Origin of the sequence: Succinivibrio dextrinosolvens DSM 3072 (assembly GCF_900167015.1) — a bacterium.
GTDB classification, from domain to species: Bacteria; Pseudomonadota; Gammaproteobacteria; order Enterobacterales; family Succinivibrionaceae; genus Succinivibrio; species Succinivibrio dextrinosolvens.
On the sequence record NZ_FUXX01000012.1, the window covers coordinates 25,773 to 51,128 of the forward strand.

A 25,356-nucleotide genomic window follows, 5' to 3' on the forward strand; every position below is an offset into this window, starting at 1 on the left:
GTACATATGTTATTTGAATTTTAAGAAAAATTACCGAAAGACATTGTAGCCCAATTAGAGAAAATATGGCTTTCCAGTCGTATTTTCAAATGAGCATTTTTTTCGTCTTCGTCTGAATGTGTGATCGTGATAACACTGAATGTAAACGCTTTCATATACAATTTTACAACTTTTTCTTAAAAAGAATTCTCAAAACAATAAACAAATAATAAGAGATAAAAAAATGCGAAAGTATAGTGAAAGAGGATTTAAGAACCTCGAATTCTTACGATTTCTTTTAATCTGGGCCGTGGTAGGTGTGCACATTGCATATCTGAATCTTTCAGGAGCTGAGCAGTTCTCATGGCTGGTAAAATGGACCTCAGGCTGGCAGGCTGTTGAGATGTTCTTCATCATGTCAGGCTTCTTCCTGTTCTACAAAATCAGAACAGAGGAGACCGTACTTCACTTTGCGTTAAGAAAGTGGTTAAGACTTGCTCCATTCATCATTGCCCTGACTCTTGTTGGCTATATCGCAGCTGGCTTTGATATCATGCAGTACCCACTGTCAGTTAACATTTTCAACTCTGTACTGCTTTTAGACTGGAACACTCATCACTTCGGTCCTGATGCAACCATTCTGTATGTAGCATGGTTTGCCAATGCCCTGTTCTTTGTGTCAGTTATTTATTTCTGTATTTTCAAGGCATTAGGTCATGAGAAGGCAACCTTACTGATTGGCGCAATCTCTTTCATCTGTTTCTACATGTACTCAAGACATGTGTATATCGTTGTACCATTCATCTTCCCTATGGTAAGAGGCTTTGCCTACATCGGATTCGGCTTCCTGCTATGCGAGGTATGGAAGTCATACACTGCAACAAGAAAGCAGGAGAATGACTCATCAGTTCATATCGGTGTAAGTATTCTTGAGGCAGTTCTGTTACTTGCTATCGTAATCAGTCTGTTTGGCGGTTCAACCGGTATCCCAACACCTGATGGACTTACCGTTCCACCTGATCAGATTGCAACACTGACTGCTCAGACCTGGTTTCCTGAGCTTACCCGCTGGGCACTTGACGGTGTATGGCTTCAGCTCTGCTTCGTAGCACTGTTCTGGCTGTTCCTGTGCAACAGAGGAATCATCTCAAGAGGACTTAACAATTCTGTTTCAGTAACTCTGGGCAAGTACTCATACGCAATCTTCCTGGTTCACACCATTGTGATCAGAGCATTAAGAGATTACGTAAATCTGCCTAAGCTAGAGTGGAGCTATGAGAATCCTGTACTTCTGATTTCACTTATCTGTATTGGTATTTTCGCAGCAGCAGTTGCCGCTCACCATCTTTTAGAGCAGCCGCTTACCAAGTGGGCTAACTCAAAACTATAAACATATCCTCTTGTATCGCTCACCGGTGAAAGCTGGTGGGCAACCTTCCATATCTATTCTTATTTAAATCTAATAAGCGCAGACAGACGTTTCCCTTTTTATAATTATGTGTAAAAAATCACACAATTATAGGGATGGATTGAAAATAGGACGATTCACACTCTTAAAAATATTATTCATAATCAAAATCTGGAACGATGCTGTACTATACTTAGTCCATCAAAGAGACGCTGTGATAGAATCTCCGTGCCATTAGGTAAACAGTTTTTAACACTTTTAACGAGGTAATAATATGACCAAAAAGAAAATTAAACAGAGGAATTTCGTGCAGATGCACGTTCAGGATTTCTGCGTACCAAAGGTCTTTGAGGACCGTAAGGTTAAGGCTAAAAAAGGCTATCTGAAACATAAGAAGAACTTTGCTCTGAGTGAGCAGGAATTTATGTTACCAATTGCAGCTTAAATTCCTGCTCTCTTGGAGAGTTATTCTTTATCCTTTCCAATCTCTGATTCTGCGCGTTCAGACCTTATCTTTCTGATATCAGCGCGAAATTCTAAGATGAGAACTATCAGCCAGAACAGAAAAATTGCAGTCACGATATCATCACACATCGGACTTTCTACGATATCCACAAGATCAAAAACATAGCCCTGCTCTGTTGTTACAAATAGCATTGAAAGTTCCCAGGAAAACAGAGAGAAGCGCTTATTCACAAGTGGAATCAGTTTGTTTTCGCTGTCATACAGAAGATTACGGACTTGCTTAAGTTTGCAGACAATAGGTTTTAGAACAAACAGCAGAACACAGATTATGATCTGAAACAGCAGGTTGTACCAGATCATATCCTTCTCGCAGATATCATTAGGAGTTCCGCTGAAATCATAATCAAACTGAATCATATCAGGGATCTCGTCCCAGCATATGGTATATACGACAACCTCAAATATGAGTACAGAAACAGTCACAAGAACAGACAGTATGGTTCTTGCCTTTATTCCCTGTAAGGTATTTCCGCTTATTAGAAGTTTTATAAACTGAATTATTGAGGCCATGATGTTTTCTTTTTAATGGGTATACATAGAGTATTGTGTTACCCTTATGAAAACTCAAGGAATTGCTATCTTTCAAATCAGAATATTAAGAATAATATCTCATTACACAAATCAGACCAGCAGTCAGAAATATAATCCCGCACCACTCAAGGATAGCAACCACAAGATAATGTATGAATGATCTTTGCTCAAGAACATTCTCTAAAGAGAGTCTGTGTATAAGCTTCGAAAGCCATATAGTGGAGCCGACTGAGCCGATAAAATTAAAGGTTGCCAGAGGAAGAACAACAAAGACAATGAAGTTCTCCCAGGTCTCAGATCCTAGCAGAAAAATTGAACAGTCAAAGAATCTAGACAGTATCGAATTTACTGTGAAAGAAGCTGGCTGATAGACAAGGATACCGGCAAGTGCCAGTAGCAGAAGCAGTAAGGAAATCTTCTGCTGAGTTTTATTTAGAATTGTACGTTGAAAATAAACTGGCTGGAGTTTCTGTTTCTGGCTAAGCTCTTCGAGTTTTAAAAGCCTAATTACTGAACAGGCTGATAATGCAGCCAAAAGAGTATACCCACAAAACAAGGCATTCTCCAGAAAAAACGCACTGAATGGACCAATATTATGCCAGTTCATAGTAATATCTTTATTATTATCTGTAACCGTAAACTACGAGAGAATTATCCATTTCATCGTACTCGTAGTTAATTGAGTACCGCTTCAGAATAGACTCAATCTCTGCTCTTACGTTAACTTCACTTATCTTAGGTGGTATTAACTGCCCCTGATATTCACTCTTTCCAATTACACAGGAAATTTTCAACCATTCTATAAGAGCAAACTCCATGGAACCGAAAAATTCATCCCCATCGACAGTCCAGAAATTGGAAGCTGCAGTATCATCAGCAAGCCTTTTGTACTTAATTGGAAGAGCTTCTATTTTTGAGATTTCGCCTATAAGCTCTGTCCACTTTGTATTATTCATACAGGGAGCAAGCTGTCGAGCTTGAATAATATCTCGGATTTTATCTTTTGGTGTCTTCTTATGGTTATATTTGCCAGCCTCAATCTCACCAATCATATGCTGCATAACTGATAATGTTCTCTCTTCTATTTTCCTGTAATCAAATGCTGAAGATACAATCTGTTTGTCTTTTTCCACATAAAACCAGCCAAAATGTGGCCAGCCTTTAACTGTAAAGGCAATGCCGCTTTTCCATACAAGCTGAAACTGAATTGAGCTCTGATCGCCCTGTTGAGATGATACAGGTTGAGGCTGTCCGCTCTGGTGATTAAGACTGGTAAATAGTATTTTCTGTAAGTTCTGTTCCATAGAGTTCAGAGTCTGTTCTTTATTGTTTTGAAACCTCTATAGGAAACAGCTCTATAAGTAGTCCATCTGGTAACTGTACCCATTTTTCAGGCTTTCCTTCAACGGAATGAACTCCTTCATATGACAACATTTTTGACAGAGTTCCCTTGAAGTCATGGACTCTTATTCCCAGATGATCAGGCTGACCAATTTCTGCATTATCAGAAGAAGCTACTAGCTGAATGCCTCCATCAAGCCATACCTGCAAAAGTCTGCCATCAGCTTCTTTTCGACGTGTAACTGACATTCCAAAGACATCCATGAAAAAAGCCAGAGTCCACTCAATGTCAGCCACTGTAACCGCTGCATGATCAAGATATGCATGTTCTTTTACCATATCCATACTCCATCATCAGAAACCGATTCAAATCACAGGCACTTTGCTATAATGCCTACAATTACAATTATAATCCGCCAATATAATAATTTAAAAAATGACATCTTCCATATTACCTGACCATTCTCGTCTGAGATTTTTTTAGCAAGTGCAGGTCTTGATAAATCCAGAATATCACAGCAGGACACTTCGTCTTTTCCTTGACGAACCACTCGCCTCTGCCAGCCAGTAGTTTATCAAGACACTTTTCTTTTCAGGCCTTCTGCACCAGAGGAAGAAATATATGTGAATTCTTGTATGCCATTTTTTATTCTATTTTGTTATTTTTCAGTTTAGCGCTTATATTACCACTGCCAGATTGAAAAAGACTTAGCGTCAATAATGTTAAAAAGCACACCTATATATGCAAAAACTATCTTTGAAGCTTTATCATTTACACTGGCATCATGCTCATTCACAGACGAGAAGAGAAAATGTTTGAAGAATACTACAAATACATACGCAAGGAACACGAAGTCAAAAGCGTAGAGGATATCTGGAAGACTGGAATGGTCTTCTTTAAGAATGACAACATAGAAGAAAAAATCGCCAAAGCAGAAAAAGAGTTAAACTTCACTTTTCCTCAAGAGCTAAAAGCCTTTTATAAAGAACTCGGCTACGGTTTTCTAAGACAGAATGAGGATAGAACATACAATAACATGTTTTTTCCTCCTGAAGAAATCTACGATTTTTATACAGGCGCTGATTTCTATGCTACCGATGAGAGGCAGGAGTATTATCCTTTTGATGGAGAGAATCTGATTTTCTTTGAAGTAGACTGTGATGTTTTTCTGACCATGAAGTTGAAAGGGCCTGATGCTGGCAGCATATTCTACTTTGATGACAAAGTGGCATCGTCAATTAAAGAATTTATAGAGAGAATGAAGACGGACTACAACTATTACATGAATATGTGAACTCGACAATACACAATATTTTCTCTCAAAAAAAATCGATTATTATATTTCTCTCATTGTTCCTAAAAAGATAACGAAATTAACATATGGGAATCTAATGTTGTTATATAAATGATACAGTGACTTTCATGTAGCCCCATCTCTAATTTAATTAATAAATGATGCTTTCTGTATCCATCAATGCTTTTTTTAGCAAAATATAATCTTGTTCAGTGTTGAAATAACTAACACTATATCTTATTGTTCCTGAAGGGAAAGTCCCTAAAAATCTATGCGCAGTTGGTGCACATTGGAGTCCAGTTCTACAAGCAATACTCTTATCTGAAAAGAGAGCAGATAAGCTATCACTGCTATACCCTTGAATTGTTGTAGATACGATTCCGATACAATCATCTTTAGGCTTAATGATGTTTATAAAATCAAATAATTCAAGAGTACTTAGTAAAATCTCTTTGTTTTCCTGATCCTTTTTTAACAGTTCATCAATTCCTGTTTCAAAAATCCATTTTAAAGATGCGTTTAAACCAGAAATAGCCATAATATTCTGGCTTCCTGCTTCAAACTTAATTGGAACTTGCTCTGGCATATAAGGATTTGCACTTTCAATTCCTGTACCACCGTATATTAGAGGCTTTAATGGTATTTCTGAAGTTGCAACAAAACCTGCGATACCAAATGGTCCGTACAAAGTTTTATGTCCAGCGAATATAGAAAAATCAGCCTGAGCATCGTTTATATTTGTATCAATAAGACCTGCAGTTTGCGACATATCAGCAATAGTAATTGCTTTATATTTTTTTGCTAAATGAAAGATTCTTTCAATAGGAGCAATAACTCCACAGACGTTACTTGCATGAGTAGCAATAACCACTTTTGGAGCATTTTCTTGAAATTGATATTTTATCTTTTCGAGGTTATATGAAATTGTATCTTTATCAACGGATAGTTCTATAACCCTTAGATTATATTTATCTTTTAAATAAGTTAGAGGTCTTAATACTGCGTTATGCTCGAAGGGCGTTATATAAACAGTATCCCCTTCGTGCCACTCAAGTCCTCTAATAACCTGATTTAAAGCGATAGTCGCCGATGGCTCGAAAATTATTTGTTTACCGGGACAGTGAAATAAATCCAAAAGAAGATCTCTAGTTTCCTTTTGAAGCCTATATGCAGATTTTCCTGAAGATGAACTTCCTCTTCCTATGTTTACGCCATTACTTCTATAAAATTCATTCATAAAGGAATAAACAATTTCTGGTTTTGGAAATGTTGTTGCTGCATTATCAAAATAAGCAATGTTATTCTCTGACATTGTCTTTCCTTAACATAGAGATTCTAAAGCTTCGATAAGAACTTGTCTTTTTTCTGCATCAGAAATAGATTCTCCCATTTCATCGATACTGTTTAAAATTTCTCTCTTTAACATTTTCCCAAATTCAGAATACTCTATCTTACTGAAGTTTCGTATCTGCTTATTACCATTATTATCCACAGTTACAAGTGAGTAAGTATTTAATTCATAAAGGTGTTCTGATTCTTTTGTGTTATTAAAGTTATCAATTGATTCCTTTATATCTGAGACTGTTTTCAAAAAACTACTAATAGTATGATTAGACCAATCTTCTAGTCTTAAACCAGAAATTGGTTTAGCAATTTCTTCGAGAAAAGCGAGATCATTATTTTCAATCGACAGACATTTATCTAAAAATATCTTCAAAGATGAATCAAAAACATGATTTTTTGTGTTACTGCTAAGACTGTCAGTCCAGTCCTTTATTACAGAGCATAAAGATGCTTGAGGATGAGCATTAGAATCAAAGCACTTTATCAAATCATTGATTAGAGAATTTTTTAGAGTATTAAGGCTATTCTCATACCTAACTTTTGTACGTGCAATTGTTTCGATTAGGCCTTTTCCAAAATCATCACATTCATATATTACTGGAGTCTTTACAAAAAGGAGGTCGTATGGATTTATAGAGAAATCCTTAAGTAAAGAAATAAACTGCAGAGAACACTTTGAAATTAAAGTATATTTCATGTTTCCTTCATAATATTCTTTTGTTTCCCTGCTGTATTTTGGTAGAGATATAAACCATCGTTGCATAGCCTTTGCTAATGAACTATAGCTATTTCCTTCACGGTCATTAAAAAATTCTTTAAACAATGATGATAACTCATCAATATACTTAATTTTTTCATTAGACCATTTTTCAACTCTTACAGAAAAGTGTTCAGGTTTCTCATTTAGAGCAGATAAAGCTAATTCATTTATTTCAATCTCTTTATCCCCCTCGAACAAGGTTACTTCACCTTGCATTTCGTGCATAACAACCGCGATAAATATAGGAATAACGCCTTTTTTTAAGCCAATCTCTTCATTAGGATTTGTTAATTCATCATAAAGTTCAGAGAAACATTTAGACTTTTTTGAACTATCTTTAAAGAACCTGCGAATTACAGTAAGTACATTAAAGACATTCTCATTGACGTCCTTATTTTTCTCCTGAATATCTGTATCTGATGCGATTCTTGGCGATTCACTGAAATTCTCCAAAATATGAGTTTCACAAAGAACACTTCTTGCAATAGCTCCGTCCTGACTTGAACTATTCAATCCTAACATTGGATTAAAATTAGTAGCTAAAATGCCTTTTACAACACGATTTCTGCTATTTATAGTTGTCGTAGGAAGAATGTTTTTGTTAATAGTCTCGTTATTTATGCGAGGAGTTTTTTTAAATACATTTCTGCATATATCTGAAAGAAGATTTGCTAGATGAGATTTTCTTAGAACTTTCTTTTTAGTGCCACATAAATAGAATGATGATAATCCATTTTCTGGCCTTAAATATGATTCTAGGTATGTATTTAGAACTTCATCTAAATCGTCAAAGATGATTTCAAGCTCAGTTACCATTGCTTCATCATCCTTATATTCTGTTAATAGCTCTGAAATTGCCTTGTATTTATATGCAATATCTTCTATATAGAAATGCTTCTTAGGGGTAATAAACACAGCTCTTTGAACCGCAGAAGTATGTTCTGTAATATATTGCTTAGCTTGCTTAATTTCATCTGGTTTTTGAGCAATAACTGCATAAACAACGCCATCAGCATTTGATAAAGATAGCTTGCTTTCCCAGTTTGTCACATCAGTTAAATCTGACGCAGAAATAAATCTAAAATCAAAATATCTGATTATTTCCTGCTCTTCATTATATGCTGTTGGATAAAGATAAAGATCACTGGCATATTCCTGAAGAATCCCCTGGCAAAGTGAATGAGTCTTTACTTTAGCAATTGCCTTTTCAATACTTAATTGAACGTTGCTCGTGGATGGTGATTTCAGTCTTAAATAGCCATTGCTTTTTCTTGCATATATTACAAATTTCTTATTTTCAAGTGTCTCAACGGCATTTGTAATAGTTTTAGAAGAGTATTTATAGTTAAATGTTTCAATTATTGTATGTAAAAGAGGCTCAATAACTTCAAAACGACCAATCAAATAAATAAGAGCAAGGGTCTTTACAATCTTACACTGTAGTTCGTCTTCTTTAACCTTAACAAGAATTGAATTCACAAGAGAATAGTACTTGTAAATCTCTGATGTATATACTTCTTTTTTAAATAATGGTTCAAAGTAATCATACAGAGCATCAGGAGAAACTAAGAAAGACTCTTGTCCTGTTTCTACAGCCTGTTTTATCAAGAAGGATAATGTATTTTTTCCGCTGTCAGATATGAATGTAAATAATGTTCTTTCATTCTGAGCAACCAATTCTGAAAGTCTAGGTAAAATATATGCAGTTAGAGGATGCAAAGGGTAGCATGAAAGAAGAATATGATCCTGCTGCTCTTCAGACAAATCAGAGAATAGATGTTGTTCTTTTACTATTTTTGAAAGAGCATTAAACAGCTCTTCATTTTTGTCACAATATTTCTTATATCCATCTGGAACTTTATATATTGCCTGTCCAATAACATCATATATCTGATCATAATTACTCTGCATTTCAATGTGAGTAAATCTCTCAGATACACCTCTCCATCCGTCCACCTTATTTTTAGGTAAACGATCTATATAGTTCTCAATGTCCTTATGGGCAATTAGTAAAAGATGCAGCTGAGTCTTTCCAGAGCGATTACATTTTTCAGCAAAATCCTGAAGCATTTTTATATCTGAAACAGACGTATCGCCAATGTTAGATTCAAGATATTTACTAAATTCATCGTAAACAAGAAATATTCCGTTATATCCCTTTATTGCGATGGAAGATGCCACATTTTCGTATAGTTCAACAACATCAACCCCGCCAAAAGGATTAAAAACTCCTCCTGAAGACAGTATTGGATAAAGCTTTACGAAGGTTTCATATGCTTCATTATCAAATTGTTTCAGTCTTAATACAAAACTATCTAAACTTTCAGGTTCAATCTGTTCTTCAAATTTCTTTGCTGTTTCAGGGAATTTTTCCTGCCAGTTTTTGATATGTTTTACCGCAGACTCAAAATGAGTGTCAGGCATTAATTCTTGAAATTCAGCATCTCTTAGAGCTATTTGAATAGCATTTAAAAATGATTGAGCAAGGCTATTATTGCTTCCTTGAACTACTACAGGGAGAAGCTTTTGTTCTGAATTCAGATAAACATTAACGTAATTAAATAATTCAGGATTATAGCTTTTAATAAAGGCTAGTAATTTATTGAATTGACTCTGGTCTTTTTCTCGCAACAGCGATAAAAGCACTAATATAACGTGCGATTTTCCTTTTCCATAAGGCCCAATAAGAATATGAGCTCTTTGAGTTGAGGTTGGATGTGTACTTAATACTAATTTTTCTATGACATCAACAGCTGCTTTTGAAGGGATAAAATCAGATACTTTTGAGTCATCAGAAAGATCATATGCAAGATTAACTGATTTTTGAAAACCAGGCTCTATCTTTATAAAATCAAATGTATTACTCATTATTATTTCCCGTTCAATGATGCATAATAATCTCTGACTAAACCATAAAAATCTTTGTCTGTTTTTATTTTTATAAGATCTAGACCTGCTGTTCTTATTATGTCAATAAGCTCTTTTTTAGAAAGAATTTCTAGTTCCCTATACAGAGAAACGACGTCTAAATTAAAAATTTTGCCAATATTTCCAGAACCATTTAATAGATCGGATATTCTAATTTCATTTTTATCTCTGTTTATTTCTCGAAGAACCGCTAGCAGAATTAGAGGAGGGATCACCCCCTTCTTTGGAGGAACTTTTTTAAAAACCCTGTCTTTTCCTTTACTTCCTGTAACGAGTTCTACGAGCCCTAATTCATCTAAAGGACATTCGATGTTACTCTCAGGATTCACTCTTGTAGGATTCAGCTTTTTTCTTAAGACATACGAATTAATAATGCAATTGAAATCATCATCCAAAGAAGATTGAGCAACTTGAGATGAATCATTCATTTGCACATAATTCTGTATAGCTAAGGAAAAATCTTCTTTTTGAAATTCAGTTAATCTAAATTCATTAAAAAAATAAAACCAAGACGTTGCTGAATCTTTGTTGGAAGCTAACTTGTAGTGAATCAAGCAAAGTGTTCCTATTTCTTCAAAGTAACGATCGTTTTCAAAAATAATCTTGCCAAGCTCAGTAGGATGCTGATCTTTTATTCTTTTCTTTGAATCTTCTTCTGTAAGTCCTGTCGCTTGAAGCCAATATCTTAAGGACTTAACCATATTAGAGCCTAAACCTAATGTATCAACTGGATTTTTATCTTTTCTAATAAAAAGACTTGAATCAGCAACAACATTTTTTAGACCTTTAAAAAGCCAACCTTTTCTTATAAAGAACGTCTCGTGAGCTCTGAACTTCATATTATTACCTTTGCTCAAATTTAATTGTTCTAAGATACTTGTCCATTAAGCAACCACCACTCAGATATTTTTGTGAAACACAAGCTTTACAATGACGACATTTCTCTTCGTTAATGTGATAAGAACCTGCTTTAATTGTGATTGCTCCATACTTACAAATAGATTCACATTTCAAGCAACGTCGGCAAGCATTATATTTTCTTATCTGATAAGAAACCATTCTTTGAAGAGATTCATGATCCTTCAAATTCATGGTTTTAATTTTTACTGCATACTCTGATTCTTGACTACTAAATGGTTGGATAGAAATAATAGGCATATTCGTCTTAACATCTAAAACAATTACCTCTTTAATGAGTTTCCTTCCTAGCTCCTTTGAAATCTTCCCCAAAGGAACAAAAAGATTTAGCAAAGAATCATCAAAAGGCTTGTTTAATTGGTAAATCTTTGCATTTTCTTCTGTTGTGCAGTTTGTATACTTAATCTTTACATCTTCAGCAGAAGCTAAACCACTTCCGCCTTGCCTTGCTTTCCATTTACCAGAATCGACATATACCTCAGGATCTGGTTTGCCTATTTTTTTGGAGAAATCTATTAAGAAATCTCTCCATTTCTTTGAAAGCTCAGGCATATATATTCTTGATAAAAACTGAGATCTTGCTCCATTGTTAGGACAACACCAACAGCCGACTCTGTCATATCCTAATCTGTAGGCGTCATTAAAATCTAGATCATTACCCAGGATATATAGCCACACGTCAAAATCAGACCAATAGAAAATGGGAGATGCAACAGATTGCTTCTGAATCTTCATTGACTCTGAGTGTTCTTCAAGTCGATTGTATTTACTACGGCTTGCTGATTCGCATTTTCTAACACCATAAAACGTTAGTATTTTTCCCTGACCATATACATTGTTAATTACTCTAGTAATAGGTCCAGTTTTAAACATAGTGCAACACCACCTCATAACACGAGAAGGTGGCCCTATATCCTCGCAAACATCAAGAAAATCCTTTTCTTTGTTTTTAGCTACTTTAAAAATTGACTTAGGGTTATTCTTTCTAAATCTATCAACATATTGATATGTATAAGGAAATTCCAAAGTAGTATTTCCAAACACATGAACAATACTAGGATTACTTAAAGCTCTGACGGCAAGATCTTCTACACAGGTTGAATCCTTTCCGCCTGAAAAAGAAATCATAAGTTGTTCAATAGTGTATTTCTGAGAAACATTCTGAATAAACGAAAAAGCTTCATTCTCTATGTAATGAAGTCTATCAGAATTGATTTCTAGATAGTTTTTTATGTGATCCTCAAAAATTGGATAATACTTTTCTTCATTCTCCCGTTTATTCTGATTTATAGCTTCAATGATGAAGTCAACATCTTTTATATTGAAATGTTTTGCGGTTAAGACTTTTGATTTGCCATCAACGTAGTACCTGTTTGAGTTTGCCCATACTGAACATTTTGCATAAGCAAAAGGCTCTGCAAGAAGAATCTCGATAAGAAGTCTTTCCTCAGGGAAAACAGGTCTTAGATCAGAAGATAAGTATTTGATTTTAGATGAACATTTTGGACATTTACAATTGTTCTTGTCCAAATTTACAGGAACAATTATAGGAGCACAACAATGCTCACACCAAAATATTTCCTGAGGAACTTCTTGTTCCGTTTCCTTTCCACATATCTCGCACTTATCTAAAGGAGTCTCTCTTTTACAGTTATCGCACCACATTCTGTTTCACTTAGCATCAAATCTTTATTTCATTATATAACATATAGATCCAGTATTGGATCTATAACTTAGTTTTTAACGAATCTATAATTTACTTAAAAATAAAACAAATTTCCCAAACAATCCTGATTATTTTTATCTGATAGCTCTACTTTGTTTCTTCATTATTACTTACAAAAGTTATTGTTAAACAGTAAATAACAGATTTCTGAATTATCGTAAAAATTTCAATACATCAAATTACATTGTTTTTGAATAGATAAAAAACAACAAGAGAAAACAATATATTAACTAGAAGTAAGTTGTGGATGTCTCATGGTATATTCATGAGTCACAATAAAATTGATAAATTTTTTCTGCTGAATAATACATTTCTAATTAGTCTTATACAGGAACTTTATTTAGAAATAATAAAAAATCGATCATATGTAGACTCAAATATAGAAACTCAATAACAAAGAAAAACAGGATTTGTCAAAAGGAAGCCTTTCCAATAAAGACGCTATAAACAAATGCAGATAACAACATACCAACATCATTTCAAGTGAACAATCGAATCTTAATAAAAAAAGTTCAAGAATAAAGGAATTGCTTCTATTTTTCTAACAAAACAATCAGACAAAAAAACTTTTTAAGATTAACATCTTGATTTTGTACTAATATCATAAAATAATTAGTACCATTAATGGATATTCCATCAATTCTTAAACCAACTATTTGAAAATAGACAATATTAATCACTAATGAGGTAATTCTTTCCTATGAAACAACTGCTAGAAATTAAGGATATTTTCAGCGCTGAATCAAAGAGTATTTCGCAATTTCTAGGCGAAAGAGGGCAAGGACTATATATTCCATCATATCAACGCCCTTACACATGGGGGAAACAAGAATTAACAAAGCTGATAACAGATACTATTCATGGCTTTAAATTGTTCTCTGAAAGCAATAGTGAATCGGAAGCTACTGCAACATTTATAGGATCAATTATCGCTATTCATGACACAACAAATGCAACGGTTATCCCTGCAAATAAAAGTGGGCTTCCAAATAAAGTGATGACCATTATTGATGGACAACAACGATTAACATCATTAATCATGTTAATTATTTGTTTATATATAAAAATTGAAAAAGGTTTTATATCAAAATTCTCAGATAAAAATAACTCAATTAAAACTCCAGAATATTCTGAAGAAAATAGTCACCTATCTTGGCTGTATAAAAACTGCATAGACGTAATGGATAGACTATCTCAATGTGTATCTGAAAAGCAAAGTTTTGGAGTTGGACTGTTTAAGTGGTATCCGAGAATGACAAGGTCTTACGAAGATACCTGGCATAGGGAAAGGGGTGAATATACATCTCCTATTGCAGAATTTATTTATAATTTTACCGCAAAAACAATAAATCCAGAAAATTCAGATCCACTTTTTGAGCTAAAAGGAATTGAGGATTTTGAAAAAACATTTAATACACAAAAAGGAAAACCCAAGAATAATAAAGAAACATTTTTAAATGGAGCTTTAATACTCAAAAAGCTTATAAACACATTTTATGAGTCCGCATCCGAAGATAATGATAATTCAGAAATTGATGAAGTTCCATCCTTCGAAGCAATTTCAAGAGCCTTAGCAGCAGATGCATCTCTTTCATCGCTTTTAAGTGATAAGGATGTACCAAATCAAGTTATTGAACTATTAAAGGATAACTCTAAAGAAAATAGGGACTTTAACTCATTAGTTAGACTTATTGTTTTTTCCTACTTTGTTCTGAACAGAATTAGTTTAACTGTTATAACCGCTAAAAACGAAGAATATGCATTCGATATTTTTGAATCGCTTAATACAACAGGCGCCCCTCTAACAGCATTAGAAACATTTAAACCAAAAATTATCTCATGGAAAGGCCAAGAGAATTACAATGGCTCTGAGGCTCAAAAACTATTTGATTCCGTTACAGAATATATTGAGAGCCTTCCTAAGAAAGATAAGAATACATCTGAGTTTCTAATTTCCTTCGCATTAGCTTTTTCTGGAAAAAAACTCACAAGCAGGATTAATGAGCAACGACTTTACCTAAAAGGAGAATTTGATAATAGTCCAGACGAAATTAAAATCGACTTTTTAACAGTAATGGCAGATACAGCTAACTTTTACAGTTCTGTATGGAAGCAAAATACATTCTTCAATAGTTTAGAAAATATCAGTATTAGTAAAACAGAATTAGATGAGGTTAAACTCTGTTTAAATGTCCTATCTGATTTGAATCATACAATTGTGTTGCCATTATTATCTAGATATTATGGAAGATTCGTTCACTCTGAAAATGATCAACAAAAACTAAAGGATTTTCTTGATCTAATCAAGGTTGTCACTGCCTTTTTCTTCTTCTGGAGGACTTCTAGGACAACAACCGACAGCATCGATGCAAAACACAGAAATCTAATGAAAAATGGATTTGTAGATGCGGGTAGTTCACTTGTCTTATTTAACGGATTGGCAGCAAAATGCACAAAAGAAAATGGATGTAATGAATTACCAAGTATTAAGACTCTAAAAGAAGCCTTTAAGGAAATATTGAATATAGACGGAAAAATTAAGTCAAAGAGTGACTGGATAGCAAAAGCATCGAGCTTACCGCTATATTCTATTAGCAAGCAATTTACAAGATTTATGCTGCTAGCAGCTGAGGATAAAACAGTTATCGATGAAAATATTCCATACTTAAGAAAAAAGGGTAAGGAAGGTTTAGATTCGTATTTAACATTAGATTCTTGGAACAATGATTTATATAAAACAATTGAACATATAGCGCCAGAAAGTCCTGTTCATTGGGCAGAAAATAATATATATACCGAAAACCAAGATGTTGTTGACTCTATCGGAAATTTAACATTACTCCCAATGATTGAAAATGCTGTTATATCAAATGCAAATTGGGAAACAAAACGACTTTGCTACAAAATATTAGCTTCAAAAACACAAGAAGAATCTGAAAAATTAGCGCAATCGCTTGATGAGAAATTTAAGGGAGAAGTTAAAAAAATTCAGAAAGCTGCACAGTCAACGAAATATCTAGTCTTTGCTGAAGCTATTTCTAATTTTGAAGAAAACTGGAATAAGGACTCAGTAAAAAATAGAGGAGAAAGAATCTGTGAGTTAGCTTGGGATAGAATTCATTCATGGCTTGAATAATCCCATAATATTTTTTAGGCACATTAGAAAAGCTTATGTATAACTAATATTATGTTTTTAATGAACGTTATACATAATGACTAAGCAACAAAGATATCCTCTAACAAGAAAACAAGAGAAATTGTATGGGGGCGATTTTCTGTGTTTAGTGGTATGATGCACTAAAAACGAGATAGTACTATTGTATCTAGCCCTGCAATTTAGCGGGGCTTATTTTTCTTTGTAGCCAAACTAATTTCATTTTTTTTGGGGTAACAGATGTCAAGAATAAAGTCTACTTTACAATCCAGACTACCTACTAGATAATCTGGATCACTCACGTACTTCTCTTATTTGAATACTACTTCTTTGCCGCAGAAAACTCTGCCTTTGCATTAGCTAAAGCAGTCATGAAATCCTTATCTGCATGAAGTCTTGCATTTACATAGGCCGCAATACGTCTTCCCATCTCCACATCAGACTGCCAGTGGAAACCGCAGACTACACGGTTATAGCCGTACTTAATGCCTAACTTATAGATCTCATCCTGATTTGCAGGATTGATTTCAGACAGGATCAGAGCCAGAAGATAACCGTAGGAACTGTGTCCAGATGGATATGAACCTGAGTTTACATGCTTATCATCATCTTCCTGAGTAGAATAGGTTCTTTCACCAAAGTACACATAAGGTCTAACTCTCTGGTAGACCTTCTTAGGAGTACGGGTACCGCCATCGATAGCATCACCGATTACTCTCTTAATCAGTTGACACTCCCACGACTGAAGTCGTGGGATTCCTGTTTCATAGACCACAGCATAGCGAACTACGTCTTACACGATCTCTTGGAGAATTGCTCCTCCAGCTTTTCAGCACAGACTTAAAATTCCGTATGCCCTACGGTATTGTCAGTATTTCAGGCTACTGACAAGCCTTTATTCAGGATGGCCTTGTAGCCGTGGCAGCATGGGCATTCCCATTCTCTAACTGAGAGATTCTTTACCAGAGTATTCTTATATCCGCACTTTGAGCACGTCTGAGAGCTAGGATACATGGTAGGTACTTTGATTACCTTTCTACCGTACCACTCAGCTTTATATTCAAGAGTCTCAAAGAATTTTGACCAGGCTACACTTGAAATAGATTTTGCAAGCTTATGGTTCTTCAGCATTCCCTTTATATTCAAATCCTCTACCGCTATCACTTGGTTTTCGCTGACTAGCTTTGTAGTGATTTTATGAATAAAGTCATTACGCTGATTTGCTATCTTCTCATGAACTCGTGCTACCTTTAATCTCTGTTTCTGTCTATTCTTAGAATTCTTTTTATTGCGTGAGAGCTTTCTCTGTTCACGTTTGAGTTTCTGTTGTGACTTTTCCAGATATTTAGGATTGTTCACCACATTACCATTGCTGTCTGTATAAAAGCTCTTGATACCTACGTCAATTCCTGTGAAATTGGAACTTGACTCAAGCTTCTCTGGCTCAAAATCAACATTCAGTATTACAAAATACTTTCCTGCAGCTGTTCTGCGGACTGTAACATTGTTGATATGTCCGACTTCCACTGACTGCCTGATTTTCAGGAAGCCAAGCTTTGGAAGTCTGATTCTGTTTCCTTCGATGCGGATTGAATCTTTATTATTACCTTTCTGATTTACTGTTCTGTAGCTTAACTGATAGTGGTGCTTACTTTTGAATACTGGATGGTTGGCTTTCTTCTCAAAAAAACGTACAAATGCTTTCTCTAAATCTCTAAGAGACTGTTGCAGTGCTATAGAATCTACCTCATTTAGAAAAGAGTATTTTTCCTCTTTCTTCATTGCTGTAAGCATGGCTGAAGTCTGGTTATAGCCGACTTTTTCTCCCTTTGCATACTTCTCGTTTCTGAAAGCTAGCCCTTTGTTATATACAAGGCGTGAACAGCCTAGAGTTTTATTGATTAACTCCTGCTGAACTTTATTTGGATATGCTCTAAATATTACGCCTTTATTCATACTCTTTGCTAAGGTCTTGTTTTTTGGGTATCAACGTACCATTTAATTGTTTCAGAACTGACTTTTCCTGCTGTACTTACAAAGTAACTGCGTGATTAAATATCTATCTGCGAAATCCTGGACAAAACACAAAATGATAGTTTAACAATGATACCGTTCTCTTTGTATGCTTATACATGTTATTCATGTATACATATTATCATACTTTTTGTATATGTCTATAGTTTTTATCTACACATACTTAAAGATAATGCGGGCTATCATCCACACGGCTAAAACCGTGGTTTTTCACGCCCGCATAATTTATAATAGGTCCAAGGAGTCTTTTCCTTTGAGATTTCAATACCAAAGGCAGGAGAATAGAACTCACTCATGTAATCAGCACTCAGACTTGCACCAGCGGCTGCATCTGTCCAGGCCTGAGTTCCCTTAAGTTTTCTTGTTTCCTTGTAGATCTTCACATCATTCTTAAACAGAGCTGAGCCTTTAGCAGGAGGCGCAACAACTACAGTTCTGTAGTCTGGATACATACTCTTGTCCAGAAAATGAGGGAATACCGCATGAGAACCGCCTGTTCCCGCACCTTATGCATCAACTTCAGGAGGAAGCTGTTTTGATGAGGAACATGCTGAGAGCATGAAACATGCAGCAGCAACAGCAGTGAGTTTTACAAGTTTTGAGAGATTTACAGAATTCATAGAAAAGACATCTCCAATCCGAAATATTTCCATACATTTCTGAGCATAAAAATGATTCTGATATCCTCAAGCCTGTAACTGGTTCTATTGAATTCTTATGTGAAGATTGTAACTATTTTTTATATTCTCTGACAGTAATTCAAATAATCATCTTCAAATCAAGGGCGTTGCTATCTAGTCAGAAACATCCACATCAGGGGTAATCTCAATGTGATAGTCAGGATACTTTTTAAGAATTTCTCCATAGATTATGGAAACACCTTTCTTAGGTTCAATATCAAAGCTTAGAACCACATCAAAGGACATTTCCTTCTCTTCAGGATCAACATAAAAACCATGCATCTGCACACACCAGTCATGTGCGGTTACAAGAGAGAGAACCTCCTTCTGGATAACTGAGGCTGAATCATCAGTGGTGTTGTAGGAGTAAAGACCTACTCCAGCTAATATAACACCGGTCTTACGATAGATTTTTCTCTCAAGTCTGCGGGTTAGCCTGTCGATTTCTCTTGCGGTCATGTAATCAGGAAGCTCAATATGAACAGAGGCAAAATCCTTCTCTGGTCCATAGTTATACATGATGAGATCATAAGCGCCTCTGACCTCTGGCTCCTCTTTAAGGAGATTCTTGATTCTGGCGGTTTTCTCCTTATCTGCTCTGATTCCAAGAATCTCATTGACCATCTCTATCATCATCTCAATACCGGCCTTGATGATAAATACGGAGATTAAGGCACCGACATAGGCTTCTAATGAATATCCTGTAAAGATAAAGATAAGTGCACAGGCAAGAACAGATGCAGATAGAACCGCATCAAAAAGAGCATCGGCACCTGATGCAACCAACGCACCTGAGTTTACCTTCTCGCCCTGCCCTTTTACGTACTTTCCAAGACCAATTTTAACGATAACAGCAACCGCAATGATGACGATGGAGGTTACACTGTACTCAGGAGTCTGAGGCTCAATGATCTTTTTGACTGATTCAACAGCTGCCGTGATACCTGCATAGAGAACAATACCTGACACAATCATCGCGCTCAGATACTCAATACGTCCGTAGCCTAAAGGGTGTTTTCTGTCAGGAAGCTTTCCAGCAAGCTTGGTTCCAACAATGGTAATAATAGAGGATAAGGCATCAGAAAGATTGTTTACAGCATCAAGGATAACCGCGATGGAATTGGACATGATACCTATGACAGCCTTAAAAGCTGCCAGAAGGACATTAACAATAATTCCGACCACACTTGTTCTAACTATTACCCTATCTCGGCTGCTCTCGGAGATTAACTCGTTCTCTGTCTGCTCTTTCATGGATTGACCATTCCTCAAAAAAATCCTTTGATAAGAGATGAGCCTGATACAGACATACAGTTGCACAGGCTCTCCAATTATCACACTTAAAGATTTCTATTTACCTGATTTTTGGATACTCAAAGCACAGAAGTCTGTATGGTTCCTCATCCTCTTCAATCTCAGGGAAGCGACCAATCTTGTCATAGAAGTTATTGTCGTTCTCATCATCATTGCACATTGAGACCTCCCCCAGAAGAACAGGTCCACCTGAGGTGTTGGTAATGAAGTTGTGGTACAGATATGGGGTAATGGTGATACTCTCGCCAGGATGCAGAAGAATCTTTCCTCCGGCCTGTACAGTCTTAAGAACTCCGTCGCAGGATACGGTCACATCAGTATCAAGCTTCTGATTCTCATCATTGCCGTTCCAGACTGTAATATAGATATCGTTACCGCCACGGTTGATGATATCCTCCATCTTGTTCCAGTGATAATGGGTAGGTGCGAACTGACCAGGATAAAGCATCAGTACCTTCTCCGCATAAGGCTTTGGATATCTTTGAGGATCTTTGACATTTCCATTTCTGATGGTGAACAAAGAGAATCCATACTCCCTGAATTTACCGGTACCATAGTCGGTAATATCCCATCCCAGACGGTTATCCACAATTTCCCTGGCATCAGATTTAAGGTTCTTCCACTTGTCAGGGCTCCAGGAAGCAAACTCAGGCAGATAGAAATGACACTCCCTAAGAAGCTTTTCCATATCCTTAATGACTTTATTGATTTCAGAGCGTTTCATAAGCAGTCCTTATGTAGTTAAAAAAGGATCTTATCCTCACAAAGCCAAAGAATAAGATCCTGTAAAGTCAGATGAAGTAATAGTTTTATCTTGTCTGGTGACCAAATTCAGCCTTGGCATTCTTTAAGGCTTCGATAAATTCCATATTGGTATGTAGTCTTGCCACCACATGACTTGCTACCAGTCGACCAAGATTTACATCAGAATCCCAGTGGAATCCGCAGACTACACGGAACTGACCATACTCAATACCCTTTTTAGCAATCTTAGCCTGATTGGCTGGATCGATTTCGGTCAGGATCAGAGCTAAAGCCTGCCCGTATGCGGCATGAGATGAAGGATAGGAGTAGGACTTTCTGTGAGCCTCTTCATCCTCTTTAGTTGAGCAGGTGCCGGTATTGAAGTAAACGAAAGGACGTACACGCTTGTAGTGGTGCTTGATATCTCGGGTACCGGAGCCGGCCACATCAGCGATAATACGGGCAATGATGTAATAGGTCCATGGAGTTTCCTCCTTTGTGATCTTACGGCTCATCACTGGAGAGAAATACTCAATCAGGACTTCAGGGTCAATCCTGGCGAATTTTGCAGCATCATACCAGACCTGAGTTCCCTTGAGTTTTCTTGTGTCCTTGAATACCTTCTTGTCATTTGCAAAGATAGGAGAATTCTCTGCAGGAGGAGCAGGGAACAGCTCAACAAAATCCGGATACTGAGCCTTATCCTCAAACTGAGGGTACCAGCCTGGTCTGTCAGGTTTTAGATCTTCTAATGATGGAGGCAGTTTGGCGGTATGTGTTGCGCAGGCTGAAAGAATTAAACCAGCGGCAAGAGGAATACTGATTCTTATAAATTTTCTGAACGACTCGACAAGCATAAACACCTCTTTAAACCTGAATAACCAATAGAAATTAGAGAGGACAGGACATCTACTTCTATCATTAATGATTTTTTCTGAATTTTCAGAGGCATATTTCAAAAATCAGAAAAAACCGGGTGACAGAAGTAGCAATATGGAAAAAATTAAAGCGGAGATTGTTAATCTACCGCTTCGAGTAGAAAGCTTACCGGTCTGAAACCGTCATTGCATGAAATCATGGCTGACTTTGGATTCTTCATCCAGTTGCCGTAGATTTTCTTTCCCCCGCTGACTAAAGTCATAATGAAAGGAGTCAGTGTCTGCCAGGCACTTTCACAGATCTCACGAGGCTTTGCTGTGAAATCATCCACAGTGAACATCATTCCTTCACTCATAGGACATGGCTCATCCTGAGGAAGCTCGTACTTTTCAGACAAATCTTCATGATTTGCGATTTTCACAACAGTGATACGTACTTTACACATATTGCTATCTCCGTATGTATGTTTGCTGTTTTTTTTATTTTTTTCTTTAATAAAAGCTGTTTTTTGTTTTTTTCGCAAGAAATGGAATTCGTTTTTTGGAGACGACGCACAGCATATTAGGCAATTTTCAGTAAAAATCTTAAAAAACATAAAGATACACATCAAAACTGCCGTTAACACTCTAACTTCAAGGTTTCAAAACGATTTTAAGCATAAGCATTAAGTTTTTCTGAGCAATTTCAAATAACCTGAAAAAAATAGGGGCAAACTTCCGCTCTATATCTATAATTTGATAGATCCAGATGATTTTTTCAGGTTTTTTCAATAGATAGTTTGGTGAAAGAACATGGCAGGACTGATAGACAGTATCGAACAAAAAACAGGTATCGTGGGACAGAACCGCATGGAGATGCTTCTGTTCAGACTACCAAATAATCCTCAGCTTTACGGCCTGAATGTATTCAAGATTCTGGAGATCGTCCACTGCCCACCTATAACAGTTCTGCCAAAGCTTCATAAGTCGGTTATCGGTGTAATCGACGCACGAGGCATTACCTCTTCTGTTATTGATTTAAGCTTTGCCATGGGCGGACCTGTAACCAGAAATCTGGATAAGCAGCTGCTTTTAATGACCGAATACAACAAGTCAATTCAGGGCTTCGTGGTAAACAGAGTTGAAAGAATTGTCGATATCAGCTGGGATAAAATCAAACCGGCACCTCAGGGTGTAGGTCAGAAGTCCTATCTTGTGGCGGTAACCGAATTTGACAAGGAGCTTGTTGAAATCATCGACGTTGAGAAAATCCTTTCTGAAATTTCTCCAGACAAGAAGGTTATTGCCGATCATCCTGATGATGTTAAGGCTCATCTGCAGGAAATCATCAGACCTAACGCCAAGATTCTGGTAGCTGATGACTCTAAGATTGCGTTAAAGCAGACTGTAAATACCGTTAAGAGTCTTGGTCTTGAAGCAATTGAAGCTCATGACGGCAAACAGGCTCTTGATATTATCAACAAATACCAGGCAGAAGGAAAACTCAGTGAAATTGAGCTTCTGATTTCCGATGTTGAGATGCCTGAGCTTGATGGATACTCTTTATCATCAGCAATCAGACATAATCCTCTTTTAAAGGAAATCTATGTAATTCTGCATACTTCCATTTCCGGTGTATTCAACGAAAGTATGCTTAAACGAGCAGGCGCCAACGGCTTTATTGCGAAGTTTGATCCTGATATTCTGTCAACAACCATCATCAATGCTATTGAGTCACTTCACAACGGCTTCAATCCTGCAGAGGGTGTTCTTGAGAACATTGACAAGGCTAAAGAAGCAAGTGACAGCTTCAAGTATGACAAGAGTAAGGGAAGCTAACAGATTCTAATCTTCTCTCTTACAAATCCTGAGGTAATTAATGAAGGGCCTCAGGATTTTTATTTTCAGAGTCTGGAAGAACAGAGGTTCACAGCGAAAATTAGACTCTCGAAACTGATAAAAAAGCGAATTCCGTACACTTTATTCTGTAAGATTTAATTGTATTTCCATCCTAAAATAACTCTATAAATTCCTGAAGAGATATTCCAAGAGATGATCTGATTATGGAAAAAATTAGTGTAAACGGGAAAGACTACTCTATCTTAAAACTCCTTGGTCATGGCAAAGGCGGCTACTCCTACCTTGCAGAGGACAGCGAGCACAGACAGTTTGTTCTAAAGCAGATTCACCATGAGCCATGCGACTACTACACCTTCGGCAACAAGATTGAAGCCGAGAAAAATGATTATGAGCGTCTTACCAGTGCCGGTATCAGAATCCCCCGCATGGTCGACATCGATGTTGCAAACGAGAGAATCGTAAAGGAGTACATTGAGGGTGAGACTATTTTTGATCTGGTAAAAAATGATATCAGTGTAGAGGAATATCTGCCTCAGGTACGTGAAATGGCTGATAATGCCAGAAACAGCGGACTGAATATCGATTATTTTCCGACCAACTTTGTAATCAGAGAGCATCAGATTTACTACGTTGACTACGAATGCAACTCCTACATGGAGGAGTGGAATTTTGAGAACTGGGGGATTAAATACTGGTCCAGATCACCTGAATTTGAGGATTATTTAACAAAACATCCTGAATAATCTCTACTCCAAGCAAATTCTGCTGGTTTTCAAACCAGCATTTTTTTTGCTTCCATCAATATCCACTGCAACATTCCTCATCTTATCTGATAGGATTATTAAAAGATCATCCTCCTAAGGTGCCATATGGATATTGAAGCAAAAATATTTGAAAGAAAGACAGTAATAGAGTCAGAGCTCATTTCTTACGGCTTTATGAAAACTGAACAGGGCTATCTTTATTCCAAAGACTTTCTTAATAGCGCCTTTAAGGCACAAATTTTAATTTCCTCTGACGGAAAAGTTAGAGGAAAGGTTATCGATAATGCCACAGATGAGGAATACATTCTGATTCATGTAGAGAATCAGACCGGAGCATATGTAGCAAAAGTCAGAACAGCCTATACTGCGATTCTTAAGAACATTGCATCAAAATGCTTTCGCTCCAATCCATTTTTAAAGCCTCAGTCCAACCGTCTAACCTACAGTATTGAGCGTAAATATCAGGAAAAACCTGACTATCCATTTGCAAAACTGCCTACATATGGAGTCTTCAGATATCCTGCAAACAGGAAATGGTACGCTCTCATCATGAATCTTAAGCGCTCTCTTGTAGATAAGGAATGCACCGGTAGACAGAAAGATGAAATAGTTGAAGTCATTAATCTTAAGATCGATGAGAACTCAGAGCAGGAACTGCTGAAAGTAAGAGGAGTATATCCTGGCTATCACATGAACCGTGCCCACTGGATCAGTATAATTCTTGATGAATCTCTTGATGATGAGTTCATCCTTTCGCTCATCGACAAAAGCCGTTCCTTTGCGGTAGGAGGAGGGAAAACCAGAATTGAAGGACAGAAAGAACACTGGATTATTCCTGCAAATCCAGACTTCTTTGATGTCATCGATTATTTCTCTTCCCAAAAGGAGGTACTCTGGAAGCAGAGCTCCAGACTCACTGTGGGAGATACAGCCTTTATTTACGTAACCAGTCCTCTATCTGAAATCAGGTTTGTCTGCGAGGTGCTTGAGACTGATATTCCATATGAGTATCAGGATCGGAATCTTAAGATGAAAAAGGCAGTGAAACTCAAAGTTCTTAAGGAAATTCCTCAAGGAGTCTGTCCTATCAGAAAAATGCGAGAGCTTGGTGTAAAAGCGGTTCGCGGACAGAGAATTGCCACAGCAGAACTCGTCGATTATTTTAAACACTCCGTTTCTGATTAAGGCGTTTCT

The 25,356-nt window shown here is 36.5% G+C and carries 22 protein-coding genes and 1 pseudogene; 7 read left to right on the top strand and 16 right to left on the bottom strand.

The window, feature by feature from the left end:
* Positions 1-223: 223 nt before the first annotated feature.
* Together B5D46_RS04845 and B5D46_RS12270 are read left to right on the top strand one after the other, a co-directional pair.
* Positions 224-1,369, top strand: a complete 1,146-nt coding sequence (locus B5D46_RS04845) for an acyltransferase family protein (RefSeq protein WP_078928489.1) — start codon at positions 224-226, stop codon at positions 1,367-1,369.
* A 292-nt stretch (positions 1,370-1,661) separates the two neighbouring features.
* Positions 1,662-1,832 carry a DUF7230 family protein gene (locus tag B5D46_RS12270; RefSeq protein WP_200805018.1) on the top strand — a complete coding sequence of 57 codons (171 nt, stop codon included), beginning with the start codon at positions 1,662-1,664 and terminating at the stop codon, positions 1,830-1,832.
* Positions 1,833-1,852: 20 nt separating this feature from the next.
* Here B5D46_RS12270 and B5D46_RS04850 read toward each other — a convergent pair whose 3' ends face one another.
* The 4 genes from B5D46_RS04850 to B5D46_RS04865 all read right to left on the bottom strand — a co-directional run bounded on the left by B5D46_RS04850 (position 1,853) and on the right by B5D46_RS04865 (position 4,123).
* Complete coding sequence (locus tag B5D46_RS04850) at positions 1,853-2,422, bottom strand: hypothetical protein (RefSeq protein WP_078928490.1); 570 nt, start codon at positions 2,420-2,422, stop codon at positions 1,853-1,855.
* Positions 2,423-2,507: 85 nt separating this feature from the next.
* Complete coding sequence (locus tag B5D46_RS04855; protein WP_078928491.1) at positions 2,508-3,050, bottom strand: hypothetical protein; 543 nt, start codon at positions 3,048-3,050, stop codon at positions 2,508-2,510.
* Positions 3,051-3,066: 16 nt separating this feature from the next.
* Entirely contained in the window at positions 3,067-3,747 is a 681-nt protein-coding gene (locus tag B5D46_RS04860) for a DUF6678 family protein (protein ID WP_078928492.1), read from the bottom strand.
* 19 nt (positions 3,748-3,766) lie between these two features.
* Positions 3,767-4,123 carry a VOC family protein gene (locus B5D46_RS04865; RefSeq protein ID WP_078928493.1) on the bottom strand — a complete coding sequence of 119 codons (357 nt, stop codon included), beginning with the start codon at positions 4,121-4,123 and terminating at the stop codon, positions 3,767-3,769.
* A gap of 473 nt (positions 4,124-4,596) precedes the next feature.
* Here B5D46_RS04865 and B5D46_RS04870 point away from each other — a divergent pair, with 473 nt between their 5' ends.
* Positions 4,597-5,079, top strand: a complete 483-nt coding sequence (locus tag B5D46_RS04870) for an SMI1/KNR4 family protein (protein ID WP_159443022.1) — start codon at positions 4,597-4,599, stop codon at positions 5,077-5,079.
* A 151-nt stretch (positions 5,080-5,230) separates the two neighbouring features.
* Here the strand turns inward: B5D46_RS04870 and B5D46_RS04875 are convergent, their stop codons facing one another.
* From B5D46_RS04875 to B5D46_RS04890, 4 genes are read right to left on the bottom strand one after another with little or no spacing between them, the layout of a single operon-like run.
* Entirely contained in the window at positions 5,231-6,391 is a 1,161-nt protein-coding gene (locus B5D46_RS04875; RefSeq protein ID WP_078928495.1) for an aminotransferase class V-fold PLP-dependent enzyme, read from the bottom strand.
* A gap of 9 nt (positions 6,392-6,400) precedes the next feature.
* On the bottom strand, positions 6,401-10,051 hold the full coding sequence (locus B5D46_RS04880; RefSeq protein WP_078928496.1) for a hypothetical protein: 3,651 nt from the start codon (positions 10,049-10,051) through the stop codon (positions 6,401-6,403).
* A 2-nt stretch (positions 10,052-10,053) separates the two neighbouring features.
* Positions 10,054-10,950, bottom strand: a complete 897-nt coding sequence (locus B5D46_RS04885; RefSeq protein WP_078928497.1) for a DUF4007 family protein — start codon at positions 10,948-10,950, stop codon at positions 10,054-10,056.
* Positions 10,951-10,954: 4 nt separating this feature from the next.
* A complete protein-coding gene (locus tag B5D46_RS04890; RefSeq protein WP_078928498.1) occupies positions 10,955-12,694 on the bottom strand; it encodes a phosphoadenosine phosphosulfate reductase domain-containing protein in 1,740 nt (579 codons plus the stop codon).
* 761 nt (positions 12,695-13,455) lie between these two features.
* On the opposite strand from B5D46_RS04890, the gene B5D46_RS04895 reads away from it, so the two are divergent.
* The gene (locus B5D46_RS04895) at positions 13,456-15,891 is read left to right on the top strand and encodes a DUF262 domain-containing protein (RefSeq protein WP_078928499.1); all 2,436 of its coding nucleotides are present in this window, start codon (positions 13,456-13,458) and stop codon (positions 15,889-15,891) included.
* 340 nt (positions 15,892-16,231) lie between these two features.
* Here the strand turns inward: B5D46_RS04895 and B5D46_RS04900 are convergent, their stop codons facing one another.
* The 8 genes and pseudogenes from B5D46_RS04900 to B5D46_RS04930 all read right to left on the bottom strand — a co-directional run bounded on the left by B5D46_RS04900 (position 16,232) and on the right by B5D46_RS04930 (position 22,005).
* Entirely contained in the window at positions 16,232-16,684 is a 453-nt protein-coding gene (locus tag B5D46_RS04900) for an acid phosphatase (RefSeq protein ID WP_078928500.1), read from the bottom strand.
* 101 nt (positions 16,685-16,785) lie between these two features.
* Complete coding sequence (tnpB, locus tag B5D46_RS04905) at positions 16,786-17,865, bottom strand: IS200/IS605 family element RNA-guided endonuclease TnpB (RefSeq protein WP_078928501.1); 1,080 nt, start codon at positions 17,863-17,865, stop codon at positions 16,786-16,788.
* An 8-nt stretch (positions 17,866-17,873) separates the two neighbouring features.
* A pseudogene (locus tag B5D46_RS12465) lies at positions 17,874-17,960 on the bottom strand (IS200/IS605 family transposase); the annotation flags it as partial.
* A 177-nt stretch (positions 17,961-18,137) separates the two neighbouring features.
* Entirely contained in the window at positions 18,138-18,395 is a 258-nt protein-coding gene (locus B5D46_RS04910) for a hypothetical protein (protein ID WP_078928502.1), read from the bottom strand.
* A gap of 342 nt (positions 18,396-18,737) precedes the next feature.
* Positions 18,738-19,877 (bottom strand): cation diffusion facilitator family transporter, encoded by a 1,140-nt coding sequence (locus B5D46_RS04915; protein WP_078928503.1) that lies wholly within the window; start codon positions 19,875-19,877, stop codon positions 18,738-18,740.
* A 100-nt stretch (positions 19,878-19,977) separates the two neighbouring features.
* Entirely contained in the window at positions 19,978-20,661 is a 684-nt protein-coding gene (locus B5D46_RS04920; RefSeq protein ID WP_078928504.1) for a D-lyxose/D-mannose family sugar isomerase, read from the bottom strand.
* A gap of 85 nt (positions 20,662-20,746) precedes the next feature.
* Entirely contained in the window at positions 20,747-21,538 is a 792-nt protein-coding gene (locus B5D46_RS04925) for an acid phosphatase (RefSeq protein WP_078928505.1), read from the bottom strand.
* A gap of 161 nt (positions 21,539-21,699) precedes the next feature.
* Positions 21,700-22,005 (bottom strand): TIGR04076 family protein, encoded by a 306-nt coding sequence (locus B5D46_RS04930; RefSeq protein WP_031492598.1) that lies wholly within the window; start codon positions 22,003-22,005, stop codon positions 21,700-21,702.
* A gap of 346 nt (positions 22,006-22,351) precedes the next feature.
* On the opposite strand from B5D46_RS04930, the gene B5D46_RS04935 reads away from it, so the two are divergent.
* From B5D46_RS04935 to B5D46_RS04945, 3 genes are all read left to right on the top strand, one after another.
* The gene (locus B5D46_RS04935; protein WP_078928506.1) at positions 22,352-23,377 is read left to right on the top strand and encodes a chemotaxis protein; all 1,026 of its coding nucleotides are present in this window, start codon (positions 22,352-22,354) and stop codon (positions 23,375-23,377) included.
* Positions 23,378-23,601: 224 nt separating this feature from the next.
* Positions 23,602-24,141: a BUD32 family EKC/KEOPS complex subunit gene (locus tag B5D46_RS04940; RefSeq protein WP_200805019.1), complete on the top strand. Its 540-nt coding sequence runs from the start codon at positions 23,602-23,604 to the stop codon at positions 24,139-24,141.
* A gap of 126 nt (positions 24,142-24,267) precedes the next feature.
* Complete coding sequence (locus B5D46_RS04945; RefSeq protein ID WP_078928507.1) at positions 24,268-25,347, top strand: MmcQ/YjbR family DNA-binding protein; 1,080 nt, start codon at positions 24,268-24,270, stop codon at positions 25,345-25,347.
* Positions 25,348-25,356: the final 9 nt, after the last annotated feature.